This window comes from Streptomyces sp. SAI-127 (assembly GCF_029894425.1).
In the GTDB taxonomy this organism is placed as follows: domain Bacteria; phylum Actinomycetota; class Actinomycetes; order Streptomycetales; family Streptomycetaceae; genus Streptomyces.
Genome location: NZ_JARXYJ010000001.1, coordinates 1,949,814 through 1,962,803, shown reverse-complemented (window position 1 = coordinate 1,962,803; position 12,990 = coordinate 1,949,814). Strand labels below are relative to the sequence as shown.

10 protein-coding genes are annotated in these 12,990 nt (G+C 70.1%); 5 read left to right on the top strand and 5 right to left on the bottom strand.

Features of this window, described 5'->3' with window-relative positions:
• Window positions 1–4 precede the first annotated feature (4 nt).
• Window positions 5–1,066 carry an ATP-dependent DNA ligase gene (locus tag M2157_RS09295; protein ID WP_280861343.1) on the bottom strand — a complete coding sequence of 354 codons (1,062 nt, stop codon included), beginning with the start codon at window positions 1,064–1,066 and terminating at the stop codon, window positions 5–7.
• A gap of 64 nt (window positions 1,067–1,130) precedes the next feature.
• Here M2157_RS09295 and ligD point away from each other — a divergent pair, with 64 nt between their 5' ends.
• The gene (gene ligD, locus M2157_RS09290; RefSeq protein ID WP_280861342.1) at window positions 1,131–2,156 is read left to right on the top strand and encodes a non-homologous end-joining DNA ligase; all 1,026 of its coding nucleotides are present in this window, start codon (window positions 1,131–1,133) and stop codon (window positions 2,154–2,156) included.
• Here the strand turns inward: ligD and M2157_RS09285 are convergent.
• Window positions 2,143–4,335 (bottom strand): family 16 glycoside hydrolase, encoded by a 2,193-nt coding sequence (locus M2157_RS09285; protein ID WP_280864978.1) that lies wholly within the window; start codon window positions 4,333–4,335, stop codon window positions 2,143–2,145. The two genes, ligD and M2157_RS09285, sit on opposite strands and share 14 nt — an antisense overlap.
• Window positions 4,335–6,833, bottom strand: coding sequence for a ThuA domain-containing protein (locus M2157_RS09280; protein ID WP_280864977.1), 2,499 nt, complete (start codon window positions 6,831–6,833; stop codon window positions 4,335–4,337). The genes M2157_RS09285 and M2157_RS09280 overlap by 1 nt, the downstream gene beginning before the upstream one ends.
• Before the next feature lie 189 nt (window positions 6,834–7,022).
• On the opposite strand from M2157_RS09280, the gene M2157_RS09275 reads away from it, so the two are divergent.
• The 3 genes from M2157_RS09275 to M2157_RS09265 all read left to right on the top strand — a co-directional run bounded on the left by M2157_RS09275 (window position 7,023) and on the right by M2157_RS09265 (window position 10,340).
• Window positions 7,023–8,003: a multicopper oxidase domain-containing protein gene (locus M2157_RS09275; protein ID WP_280861339.1), complete on the top strand. Its 981-nt coding sequence runs from the start codon at window positions 7,023–7,025 to the stop codon at window positions 8,001–8,003.
• Between the two features lie 14 nt (window positions 8,004–8,017).
• On the top strand, window positions 8,018–8,932 hold the full coding sequence (locus M2157_RS09270) for an NAD(P)-binding domain-containing protein (protein WP_280864976.1): 915 nt from the start codon (window positions 8,018–8,020) through the stop codon (window positions 8,930–8,932).
• A 382-nt stretch (window positions 8,933–9,314) separates the two neighbouring features.
• Window positions 9,315–10,340, top strand: a complete 1,026-nt coding sequence (locus M2157_RS09265; RefSeq protein WP_280861337.1) for a LacI family DNA-binding transcriptional regulator — start codon at window positions 9,315–9,317, stop codon at window positions 10,338–10,340.
• 13 nt (window positions 10,341–10,353) lie between these two features.
• Here the strand turns inward: M2157_RS09265 and M2157_RS09260 are convergent, their stop codons facing one another.
• On the bottom strand, window positions 10,354–11,145 hold the full coding sequence (locus M2157_RS09260) for a VOC family protein (RefSeq protein WP_280864975.1): 792 nt from the start codon (window positions 11,143–11,145) through the stop codon (window positions 10,354–10,356).
• Window positions 11,146–11,371: 226 nt separating this feature from the next.
• Here M2157_RS09260 and M2157_RS09255 point away from each other — a divergent pair, with 226 nt between their 5' ends.
• On the top strand, window positions 11,372–11,620 hold the full coding sequence (locus M2157_RS09255; RefSeq protein WP_266514717.1) for a WhiB family transcriptional regulator: 249 nt from the start codon (window positions 11,372–11,374) through the stop codon (window positions 11,618–11,620).
• Window positions 11,621–11,627: 7 nt separating this feature from the next.
• Here M2157_RS09255 and M2157_RS09250 read toward each other — a convergent pair whose 3' ends face one another.
• The gene (locus M2157_RS09250) at window positions 11,628–12,974 is read right to left on the bottom strand and encodes a PP2C family protein-serine/threonine phosphatase (RefSeq protein ID WP_280864974.1); all 1,347 of its coding nucleotides are present in this window, start codon (window positions 12,972–12,974) and stop codon (window positions 11,628–11,630) included.
• Window positions 12,975–12,990: the final 16 nt, after the last annotated feature.

The window sequence follows — 12,990 nt, the reverse complement described above, 5'->3', positions numbered from 1 at the left end:
CGCGTCAGCCCAGGATCTCGTCCAGGTCGTAGCGCACCGGCTCCTGCAGCTGCGCGTACGTGCAGCTCTCGGCCGTCCGGTCGGGCCGCCAGCGGCGGAAGCGGGCGGTGTGGCGGAACCGTACGCCGTTCTCCATGTGGTCGTACGCCACCTCCGCCACCCGCTCCGGCCTGAGCGGCACCCAGGACAGGTCCTTCTTCCCCGACCAGCGGCTCGGTGCCCCGGGCAGCCGGGCGCTCTCGTGTGCGGCTGCCTCCGCCCAGGCCGCCCAGGGGTGCCCGGAGGGGTCCTCCATCCGCAGCGGCTCCAGTTCGTCGACCAGCTCGGCGCGCCGCTTCATGGGGAAGGCCGCGGACACGCCGACGTGCTGGAGGACGCCCCGGTCGTCGTGGAGCCCCAGCAGCAGGGAGCCGACGACGGGGCCGCTCTTGTGGAGCCGGTAGCCCGCCACCACCACGTCCGCCGTGCGCTCGTGCTTGATCTTGAACATGGCGCGCTCGTCCTGCAGATAGCGCAGGGCGAGCGGCTTGGCGATGACACCGTCCAGGCCCGCGCCCTCGTACTGCTCGAACCAATGGCGGGCCACGTCGATGTCCGTCGTCGCCGGTGCGAGGTGCACCGGGGCCGTGACCCCGGACAGAGCCGTCGTGAGCAGGTTCCTGCGGTCGGTCAGCGGAACGTTCAGCAGCGATTCGTCCTGAAGGGCCAGCAGGTCGAAGGCGACGAAGGAAGCCGGCGTCCGCTCGGCGAGCGTCCGCACCCGCGAGGCCGCCGGATGGATGCGCTCGGTCAGCGCGTCGAAGTCCAGCCGGCCCTCCCGCGCGATCACGATCTCCCCGTCCATCACGCACCGCTCGGGCAGACGCGCCGCGAGTGCCTCCACCAGCTCGGGAAAGTACCTGGTCAGCGGCTTGCCGGTACGGCTGCCCAGCTCGACCTCGGTTCCGTCCCGGAACACGATGGCCCGGAAACCGTCCCACTTCGCCTCGTAGTGCATGTCCGGCGGGATGCTCGCCACGGACTTGGCGAGCATGGGCTTCACAGGGGGCATCACCGGCAGATCCATGGTCCGATTCTGCATGCGAGTGTTCCGAAATGCCTGACATGCCGGGCTCGTCTACCGTGGCCGCATGGGTGACGCGGTGGAACTGGAGGCGGGTGGCCGGACCGTACGGCTGTCCAGCCCGGACAAGATCTTCTTCCCGGAGCGCGGCTTCACCAAGCTGGACCTCGCCCGCTACTACCAGGCCGTCGCCCCCGGCATCCTGCGCGCCCTGCGCGACCGCCCCACCACCCTGGAGCGCTACCCGGACGGCGTGACCGGCGAGAACTTCTTCCAGAAGCGGGCGCCCAAGAACATGCCCGACTGGATACCGACCGCCCACATCACCTTCCCCAGCGGCCGCAGCGCCGACGAGATGTGCCCGACCGAGGAGGCCGCCGTCCTGTGGGCCGCCCAGTACGGCACCCTCACCTTCCACCCCTGGCCGGTCCGCCGCGACGACGTCGACCGCCCCGACGAACTCCGCATCGACCTCGACCCGCAGCCCGGCACGGACTACGACGACGCCGTACGCGCGGCTCATGAACTGCGGTCGGTGCTCGAGGAGTTCGGCGGTCTGCGGGGCTGGCCCAAGACCTCCGGCGGACGCGGACTGCACGTCTTCGTGCCGATCGAACCGCGCTGGACCTTCACCCAGGTGCGGCGGGCCGCGATCGCGGTCGGGCGTGAGATGGAGCGCCGGATGCCGGACCACGTGACCATCAGGTGGTGGAAGGAGGAGCGCGGCGAGCGCATCTTCATCGACTACAACCAGACGGCCCGCGACCGTACGATCGCCTCCGCCTATTCGGTACGGCCCCGCCCGCACGCCCCCGTCTCCGCACCCCTGCGCTGGGAGGAGGTCGGCGAGGCGCACCCCCAGGACTTCGACATCGCGACCATGCCCGCGCGCTTCGCCGAACTCGGCGACGTGCACGCGGACATGGACGATCACGCGTTCTCGCTGGAGGCCCTGCTGGACCTGGCCCGCCGTGACGAGCACGACCACGGGCTCGGTGATCTGCCGTACCCGCCCGAGTATCCGAAGATGCCGGGGGAGCCCAAGCGGGTACAGCCGAGCAGGGCCAGGAAGCCCGGTCCTACAGCTCCTTGATCCTGATGTCCCGGTACGAGACCACGTCCGTCGTACCGTGCACCTGGAGTCCGATGTAGCCGGAGGCGAACCGCCGCCCGTCCGTGCCCGGGTCGTCCGAGCGGGCCGGATAGAAGTCCTGACCGCCGATGTTGTCGAACTCGTTGATCAGCACGCCGTTGCGGTAGACCGAGTAGTGCTGGTCGACCACACGGATCTCGTAGTCGTTCCACGTGCCCTTCTGGGTGACGCCGGCACCGGCCAGACCCACCCGGTCGAAGCCGTAGACCGAACCGGTCTTGTACATGTCGCCGTCGGGCCGGTCGAGCACCTGCACCTCGTGGCCGTACTTGATGGCGGCCCACTCCGGCCGGGGCTCCTCCGGGTGGTCGTGGATCCACGGGAACCGCACGAACACACCGGAGTTGGCGTTCCCGGTGCCCGGGGCGTCGTCCCGCCACTGGAGCTTGAGCGAGAAGTCGCCGTACTTGCGCTCCGGGAACCAGAGCATGCCGAGGCCGTCCTTCGTGGTGCCGGAGGTGATCGACCCGTCGCCGTTGGGTGCGAACGAACCGCCGCCCACCTGCTGCCACTTGGCGAAGGACGCCGCGCTGCCGTCGAGGATCGTGCGGTAGCCCTCGGTCTGCCCCGGCTTGCCGATGCCGGACTCACGGGCCGCCGCGTCGATGGCGTCGTACTCGCGCTCGTCGACGACCCCTTCCCTGAAGAGCTTGTCCAGGACGGTCTTCACGTGCTTGAGGAACAGCGCGTGGGACGTCCACTCCTTCTCGTCCTCGATCAACTCGTTGATGCGGCACCGGCTGTTGGTGATCCGGTTCGGCACCCCGCTGTCGACCGTGCCGACGATCACCGTCAACCGCTCGTCGAGCTCCGCGCAGTTGGGCGCCGGGACCTGACTGGAGACCACTGTGAAGGTCACCGTGCGTGCGGCCGAGGTGTTGCCCGCCTTGTCCGTCGCCCGGTACGCCAGGGTGTGGGTGCCCGCCCGGTCGACGACCACGGGAGCGGTGTACGCCAGGTACGGTCCGGCGTCGATCGAGTACTCGGCGCCGGCGACACCCGAACCGCCCTCGTCCGTGGCGCTCACGGTCACCTTGGCGTTGCCCACGTACGCCCCGTCGGAGTTCCGCGTGCCGTCCACGGTCACACCGGTCACCGGCGGGGTGGTGTCCTGCGGGGCCGTCGCGACCACCGTGAACCGGACGCTCTTCTCGGCGGCCACGTTGCCCGCCTTGTCGGTCGCCCGGTAGCGCACGGTGTGGGAGCCGACCTGATGCACCATCACGGGCATGGTGTACGGCTGCCAACTCCCGTCGTTCACGGCGTACTCGATGGTGTTGACCCCGGATCCGGTGTCGGAGGCCGACACGGTCACCGTCGCCATGTCGAGGTACGTGCCGTCGGGATTCTGCTCGCCGCTGACCGTCGCCGAGGTGTCCGGCGGGACGGTGTCGTCGGACGGCCGGGCGACGACCGTGAAGCCGGCGCTCTTCTCCGCGGAGACGTTGCCCGCCTTGTCGACGGCCCGGTAACGCACCGTGTGGTCGCCGACCTGGTCGAAGACGACCGGGGCGGTGTACGGCTGCCAGGCACCCGTGTCCCCGGTCGCGTACTCGATCCGGTCGACGCCGGAGCCGCCGGCCTCGTCGGTCGCCGTGATCGCCACGCTCGCCGAACCGACGTACTGGCCCTGCGCGTTCTGCGTGCCGGTCACCTGGGCCGCCGCCGAGGGCGCGGTGGTGTCCTCGCCGCTGCCCTCGGTCACCACGAGGATGCCCTGCATCTGCCCATGACCCGGGATCGTGCAGTGGTAGAAGTAGCGGCCCGGGGTGAGCGTGACCTCGGCGGTGTGACGGCCGCCCATGTCGTCGTTCGGGTTGGCGAGGATGTTGAGTTCGACGTCGTCGTTGAACTCGGGGTCGCTGGTCACGAAGGTCAACGTGTGTGGCATACCGGTGGTGTTGCCGGTGGCCGTGCTGTTCTCGAAGACGATCGTGGCCGTGCCCGCGACGGCCGTCGTCGGGGCGGAGTTGTACTGGGTGATGTCGTCGCCGGCGGTCCAGGTGAGGACCTGCTCCGCCGCGTTCGTCCGCTCGGGTTGTGCCGTGGAGGTCGACTGCAGGCCGAGCATCATCAGCAGGGCGGCCAGCAGAACGGTCAGAGGTCTTTGTCGGCGCATCACTGTCCTCCCCGTACCAACTGGCCGGCGGCCGGAGTGGGCCCGCCGCCCGTATAAGTGACCCGCCACAGCGCCGACTTGGCGTCCGAGGTGAAGAACCCGCGCCCGTAGTCGAGGACGTACAGCGCGCCGTCCGGACCGAACTTCCAGTCCATGAGGTTCTTGATGCCGTCGTTGCCGATCGGCACGATCTTCTTGAGCGACTCGGAGTGGACGGGCAGCCCGCCGTCCCCGTGGTTCCTCGGATCGGTGATGACGGCGTTGCGTGGCTGGTCGGCGTCGTAGAAGTCGCCGACGAACCACTTGCCGTCCCAGTAGGAGGGCCACTTGACGGTGCTGGTGGCCGAGGCGGTGTCGTAGCGGTAGACCGGCCCGTTCATCGCGGCCTGGCCGCCGCCCTTGAGCCACGGCAGCAGGTACTTGGCGTCCTCCTGCTTGTAGGAGGGGATGCCGTTCGCGTCGCGCGGGTAGTCCGGGGCGCCGCCCTGGGGCGAGTACCAGATGTTGTTGCCGGTGACGGGCGGGAGATTGACCAGACCGTCGTTGTTGGGCGACTCGTTCTTCGGGTGGTCGCAGTCGTACCAGCCCAGCGGCTGGTCGGGGTTCGGCAGGTTGCGGTCCCGGTAGGGCTGTTTGTTGCCCATGCAGTACGGCCAGCCCCGGTTGCTCGCCCTGGTGATGACGGCGAAGGTGTCGTACTTGGCCGGGCCCCAGGTCGTCGAGGGCGCGCTCGCGTCCGGGCCGACCCACCCCGCGTACAGGATGTCGGTCTTCTTGTCGACGAAGATGCGGGCCGGGTTCCTGACGCCCATGACATAGATCTCGCCGCGGGTCTTGCCCCCGCCCTCGGCGGTCTCCTTGCCGGTGAAGAGGTTCCCCTCGGGCAGCGTGTACGTCCCGTCGGGCTCCGGGTGGATGCGCAGGATCTTGCCGTTGAGGTTGTTGGTGTTGCCGGCGGTGCGGCGCGCGTCCGCGAAGGAGACGCCCTTGAAGTTCGGCTGCGGGTTGTTGCCCGAGTAACCGCCGCTGAAGCCACTGGAGTTGTTGTCGCCGGTCGCGATGTACAGGTTGCCCTTGGAGTCCCAGGACATCCCGCCGCCGGCGTGGCAGCAACTGTGCACCTGGACCGGCCACTTGAGCAGGACCTTCTCGCTGTTCAGGTCCAGCTTGTTCGTCGCGAGGTCGAGGGTGAAGCGGGAGACCCGCCGCTCGGCGATCCGGGTGTCGCGGTTGAGCTGAGCGTGCGGGGTGTAGTGCAGATACACCCAGCCGTTCTGCTCGAAGCGCGGGTCGAGCTCGATCCCGAGCAGGCCCTCCTCGACCTTCACCAGCTCGTCGCCGCCGCCCTTGTTGCCGAAGACGGTCAGCTCGCCCGCCAGGGTGACCTTCCTGGCCGCCGGATCGTAGACGTGGATCTGGCCCTTGCCCTTGCCGATGTCCGGGTTGTTCCAGTCGGTGATCACCGGCTGGGAGGAGTCGGCGCCACCCCGGCCGATGTACAGGACGCGCCCGTCGGGGGCGGTGACCAGGCCGTGCGGCTCGCCGATCTGGTCGCTCTGCCCCGCCTGGTTTGGCTGGGTGAGACGTTCGGCCTTGTAGTTGCCGTTGATGGTCGCCTTGCAGTCGGCCTGCACGAGCCGCGAGGTCCACAGCAGCGCACCGCGCAGATGGGTCCGGAAGTCGGTCTCGTCGTACGAGGCCGCCGTGCCGCCCATGCCGGTGTAGAAGGACCGGCCGCCGTCGTAGTCCCGGCACCAGCTCACCGGGTGGTCCCAGCCGTTGGCGCTCGCGCCGGGCTGGTAGGTCGACTCGCGCACCCGGGCCACGGTGTGCACGTCACCGGACGGGTTCTTCGTCCAGTTGAACCACTGGTCGGGACGCTTCCACTGCACCGGTAGATCCCTGGTCGCCGGATGCTGCCGGTCGCCGACCTCAACGGTGGCCCGTTGAACGGCCGTTGGGCTGGACGCGGCCGGACGGGCACCGACGAGGCCCGTGAACCAGTCGGAGTACGGCTCGGCGCGGGCCGCGTCATGGATGCCGACGAAGCCGCCGCCCGCCTCCATGTAGGCCTCCAGGCCGGCCTCCTGGTCGGGGTCGAGGACATCGCCGCCGCCGGTCAGGAAGACGATCGCGTTGTAACTCCCCAGGGCCTTCTCGTCGGTGAAGACTCTGGCGTCGTCCGTGGCCTCGGTCTCGAACCGCTGGTTCACGGGACCGGACAGCCCGATCGTCTCGACGGCGGCGATCCCGGCGTTGACGACCGGTGACTCGTCCCCGGCGGCCGCGGACCCGTAGAAGACCAGCACCCGTACATCGGCGCCGCCCGGTGGCGACTTGACGGACATCGTTGTCGCGGACGGATCGGGAGCCGGCAGCGCCCCCGCCGCAGGTCCGGACATCAGCCCGGCGGCGACGACCCCCGCGGTCACGGTGGCCGTCCAGGCCCGTCTTCTCGTGCTTCCTCCGCTTCTCGCGCTCAACCCTCGTAAGTGCATGGGCACCTCCTCGGTCACAGCAACAGCGCCATGGAAGCTAGACCGCTTTGCGTCACTCGCCAATACCTATGACCGGGATCGCACGAACTTTGTCCTGAGTGTGGATAAACGACTCGGGGGCCGGTACCGTCTCACAGGTTCATCACAGGTACGTCTCCGCAAAATCCGTATCACGGTGGGGAGTTCTGCATGGGCGCACTGGACAGACGTGGCTTCAACCGGCGGGTGCTGCTCGGCGGCGCGGCCGTCGCGACATCGTTGTCCCTGGCGCCGGAGGCCCGGAGCGACACGGGCCCGGCGACGGCCGCCCCGGGCGGCGGCGAGGTCAAGCGCATCAAGCTGTACGCCGAGAAGCTCGCCGACGGACAGATGGGCTACGGCCTCGAGAAGGGCAGGGCGACCGTCCCCGGTCCGCTCATCGAGCTCAACGAGGGCGACACCCTGCACATCGAGTTCGAGAACACCATGGACGTCAGGGCGAGCCTGCACGTCCACGGCCTGGACTACGAAATCTCCAGCGACGGCACCAGGTTGAACAAGAGCGACGTCGAGCCGGGCGGGACCCGCACCTACACCTGGCGCACCCATGTGCCGGGCCGCCGGAGCGACGGCACCTGGCGGGCGGGCAGCGCGGGCTACTGGCACTACCACGACCACGTGGTCGGCACGGAACACGGAACCGGCGGCATCCGCAAGGGCCTCTACGGACCCGTGATCGTCCGCCGCAAGGGCGATGTCCTCCCCGACGCGACCCACACGATCGTCTTCAACGACATGCTCATCAACAACAAGCCCGCCCACTCGGGGCCCGACTTCGAGGCCACGGTGGGCGATCGGGTCGAGTTCGTGATGATCACGCACGGCGAGTACTACCACACCTTCCACCTGCACGGTCACCGCTGGGCGGACAACCGCACGGGCATGCTCACCGGGCCCGACGACCCGAGCCAGGTCATCGACAACAAGATCGTGGGCCCGGCGGACTCCTTCGGCTTCCAGGTGATCGCGGGGGAGGGGGTCGGGGCGGGCGCGTGGATGTACCACTGCCACGTCCAGAGCCACTCCGACATGGGCATGGTGGGCCTGTTCCTGGTGAAGAAGACGGACGGCACGATCCCCGGGTACGAGCCGCACGAGCACACGGAGCACCAGGCCGGGCACGAGCACTGACGGATCATGGACGGGTGACTCTTGTTCTGACACATGGTGATCTGGAAGCGGTGCTGGAGCCGGAGGCCTGCATCGACGCCCTGCGGGACGGCTTCCGGCACGCGGAGGCGGTGCCGATCGTGGGACAACGGGTGCGCACGGACCTCCCGTTCCCCGGTACGGCCACCGCGCTGATCCCGGGCCTGCTCCCCGGCATTCCGGCCTACACGGTGAAGGTCAACGCCAAGTTCCCCGCCGCCCGGCCCGCCCTGCGCGGGGTGATCTGCCTGCACAGCGGCGCCGACGGCGAGTTGCTGGCGCTGCTGGACTCGGCGACGGTCACGGCCTGGCGAACAGGCCTCGCGGCCGCCCTGGGCACACATCTGCTCGCCGGCCGGGGAGACGTCGTCGGAGTGATCGGGGCGGGCGCACAGGCCGAGTTGCTGGTGCGGGGCCTTGCGGCGCTACGACCCCGCAGCGCCCTCGTCGTCCAGGACACGTCCGCCGACCGCGCCGCGGAGTTCGCCGCGCGACACGGTGGGCGTGTGGTGTCCCGCGCCGCGGAGGTCGCCGTCGCCGCGGACATCGTCCTGTCGGCGACCTGGTCGAGGGAACCACTGCTGCACCTGCGGGACACCAGGCCCGGCCAGCACTTCACGAGCCTGGGTGTGGACGAGCCCGGCAAGGCGGAACTGGCCGCCGATCTGCTGGACGCTGGGCTCCTGGTGGTCGACGATCGTGAACTCGCGGCGAGCGTGGGAGTGCTGAGGCCGGCCGACGCGACCCTCGGCGAGGTGGCGCGCTCCGAGCACCCCGGCCGGACCACCGACACGGACCGCACGGTCTACGCCCCCGTGGGCATGCCCTGGCAGGACCTCGCCCTGGCCTGGACGGCGTACGGGCGGGCCGAGCGGGAGGGGATCGGACGGCGGGTGGACCTGCTGTCCTGAATCCCGTCACGAGATGTCCGGCACCGACCAGTCCCGGGCGGCCGCGTCCTGGACGTAGAGACGCGGACCTCGAGAGACGGCACGGCGACGACCGAGCCGCTGCCGTCGGGACGCACCTGGCGCCCCTCGGCGCCGGACTCGACGGTGTCCTGGCTGAGGTGGCACTCCACGAGCCGGTCGCGATCGGCGCCTTGTCCCCCGAAGAACACGCTGCCCGCCCGGATCCCGCGCGTTGAGCAGCCAGTGCGCCCGGCCGATCATGCGGTGATCCTCACCGAGCTGATCCCGTTGCGCAAGCCCCTTCGCCCATCCCGAGAGCGCTCTCACCGGTGTCCTGCGCCGGGGCTATCCTGATCCGCACCCGCCGACGAGGAGCACCGAAGTGACCGACACAGTGCCGCGCCCCACACTGGAGGCCGTGGCGGCCCGGGCCGGGGTGTCGCGGGCCACCGTGTCCCGGGTGGTGAACGGTGGGGACGGGGTCAGGGAGCCGCTCGTCGAGCGGGTGCGCAGGGCCGTCGAAGAGCTCGGTTACGTCCCCAACCAGGCCGCCCGCAGTCTCGTCACCCGGCGCCATGACGCCGTCGCCGTGGTGGTGGCCGAACCGGAGACCAGGGTCTTCGCGGACCCCTTCTTCGCGCTGCAACTCCGGGGAATCAGCAAGGAGTTGACCGCCCACGACAATCAACTCGTCCTGCTGCTCACCGAGGGCCGCGACGACCACGCCCGCGTCGGACGCTACCTCGCCGGAGGCCATGTCGACGGCGCGCTCGTCTTCTCGCTGCATCTGGACGACCCGCTGCCGCAACTGATCCAACGGGCCGGTGTCCCCACGGTGTTCGGCGGCCGGCCCGGGTGGAGCGACGGGACGACGGATGCCGTGTACGTCGACAGTGACAACCGGGGCGGTGCCCGCGAGGCCGTGCGGCATCTCGTCGGACTCGGACGCACCCGTGTCGCCCACATCACCGGCGCCCTCGACCAGACCTCCGCCGCGGACCGGCTCGACGGCTACAAGGACGTCATGGGCGACGCCGACCCGGAGCTTGTCGTACGGGGCGACTTCACTCCGGCCGGCGGGGAGCGGGCGATGCGCGAACTCCTCGACCGGTGCCCGGACGTGGACGCGGTGTTCGCCGCCAACGACCTCACCGCGTCCGGCGCCCTGCGCGTGCTGCGCGAGCGGGGGCGCCGGGTGCCCGAGGACGTGGCGGTGATCGGCTTCGACGACATGCTGCCGGTCGCCGAACAGACCGATCCGCCGCTGACGACGGTCCGTCAGGACATAGAGGAGATGGGCCGGTTGATGGCCCGCCTGCTGCTGCGGGACCTCGACCGCAGGAGCGGGGGAGCCACACCGGCCGGTGTCGTCCTGCCGACCACGCTGATCCGCCGCGCCTCGGCGTGATCCCCCGCCCCGGTCACGTCTGCTGCGGCGCGCTCTTGAGGATCGCGAAGCGGGCGCCGTACGGGTCGGCCAGCTTGGCGACCCGGCCGACCCCCGGCACGTCCGTGGCGGGCAGCCGGATGCTGCCGCCCAGCTCCTGTGCCTTCGCCACCGTCTCGTCCGTGTCCGTGACCTCGAAGTACGGCATCCAGTACGCCCCGGCCCGCGCCTCCAGCGGATCGTCGGCGAGCGGGACGATGCCGCCGAACATGGCGTCCTCGCCCTGCCCGTCCGGCAGCACGGTCGTGTACGTGCCGCCCGGGAAGTCGACCCCGTAGGTCTCCAGGCCGAGAGCCGCACGGTAGAAGTAGGCGGCCATCGGCAGGTCGGCCGTGTACAGCTCGACCCAGCACAGCGAGCCCGGCTCCTGGGTGACCTGGAGCCCCTTGTTCTGCCTGGGCTGCCAGATGCCGAAGGACACGCCCGCCTTGTCGGCGAGGATCGCCATGCGGCCCTGGTCCATCACGTCCATGGGCTGCATCAGCACCGAGCCGTGCGCCTGCTCGGCCGCCTTCGCGGTGGCGTCCGCGTCCGGGGTCTGGAAGTACACGGTCCAGGAGGGCGGGCCCTGCTCCGGTGTGGTCTGCATGCCGCCCGCGGCGGTTTTGCCGGCGAGCTGGAAGAAGCCGTAACCGCCGGCTTCGGGCGGGCCCGGCTGGAACTCCCAGCCGAACAGGCCGCCGTAGAAGGTGGTGGCGCCGTCGATGTCCGGGGTGCCGAGGTCGAGCCAGTTCGGAGCGCCGGTGACATAACGGGTCGTGAGCATCTCTGCCCTCCTCTGAGGGGTCCCGTTGCCTGCACTGCCGAGTCTTGCACCGTCCACTGACAATCGCCGCCGGGACGACGCCGCGGACCGTCGGAGGAACCGTTTCCGTGCGCCGCCGTGCACTCCCTTACCGGGCGGAGGACCATCGAGGAGACCGGAGGCCATGAACGGCGCCGTTGATCCCGCGTTGATCGAACGTTTTTCGCTGCCCGGCACGATCTCGGCCATGCACATCGACACCATCACCCCGACCGACCCCGCCTGGCAGGCGCAGGCGTTGTGCGCGCAGACCGGGGCGGACTTCTTCTTTCCCGAGCCGGGCAGCTCGGTACGGGAGGCGAAGCGCATCTGCGGCATGTGCGAGATGCGCTCGGCCTGCCTCGAGTACGCCCTGGCCAACGACGAACGCTTCGGCGTCTGGGGCGGCCTCTCCGAGAAGGAGCGGCTGGCGATCAGGCGGGTGGAAAACCGATGAGCCTACGCTAAGACGTTGACCAGGGGTTTCTCTCCTCAGGGAGGCGTTCTATCCGGGCTCGGACTCCTTGTCCGGGGCCGTTTGCGTGCGCGACGACGGGGATACCAGCACCCCCCGTTGCTTCGGTCCTCTCGGCAGCCTGGCTGGAGCGTGAGCCGCTGCCGCGACCGGCGTCCGACACCGCTTCGGGAAGGGCGGCTTCGCTCGCGGAAGCGGCCGGTATGCGGAGCAGTAGCAGCGCCGCGTCGTCGTGCAGCCGGCCGCCCACATGCGTCAGCAGTTCGTCATGGAGCGCGGTGAGGGTGCAGGCCGGCTCGTCGGACACGTGGCGGGCCAGCCCTTCGGCGAGCGGGTAGAACTCACGGCTGTGGTTGCGGGCCTCGGTGACCCCATCGGTGTAGAGCAGCAGTTGGTCCCCGTCGGCGAAAGCCAGCACCTGGAGGCTGGGGGTCTCGTCCGTGAGGGCGCGCAGCCCGAGGGGCGGAGCCGGATGGGCGGGCTCCACCGCCACGACGGTGCCGGATTCGCGCACCAGGAGCGGAGGCGCGTGGCCACAGTTGACCACCTCCAGATGGCCTGCCTGCGGGTACCCGGCGACCACGGCGGTGACGAAGTCGTCAGCACCGAGGTTGCGCGCCAGGCTCCGCTCGATCCTGCCGACGACGGCGAGGAGATCGGGCTCGTCGTAGGCGGCCTCACGGAAGACACCGACTACGAGTGCGGCGGTCCCCACGGCCGGCAGCCCCTTGCCGCGCACATCGCCGACGATCAGCCTGACCCCGTACGGGGTGGGCACCAGCGCGTAGAGATCCCCGCCGATACGGGCCTCCGCCGCCGCGGCGCTGTAGCGAACGGCCACCTGGAACGGGCCGACAGTCGCCGGTACGGGCTTGAGGAGCGCATGCTGGGCGGCCTCCGCGACCGAGCGGACGGCCGCGAGCACCCGTTCACGACGCCCACGCAACGCGCTGGCGAGGCCGCTTGCCAGGGTGACGGCAGCCAGGGCGGACAGTACGGCCGTCAGCTCATGTCCCGGAACGCCGTCCCGGGTTCCGAGCGTCGCGCCCAGTATCGCGGCGAGAAGGCCGACACAGAGGACTCCGCGCGGCCCGCCGGTCGTGGCGGCCAGCGCGGGCCCGGCCGCGAGCAGTGGCAGCCAGATCGTCCCTACCCCGCACATGACGTCGATGAGCACGATGACGGAGACGATCAGCACGGGCAGTGCGGGTGTCCCGGCGGCCAACTGTGCGACGGCGCGTTTCCGGGCCGCCGACCCGGGACCGGGACCGGCCACTCGGTTCCTGAGCGGCCGAATCGGCCATGGGTCGCCGCCGTGGTCTCGAACCTCACTCATGCTTCGTCCGTAGTCC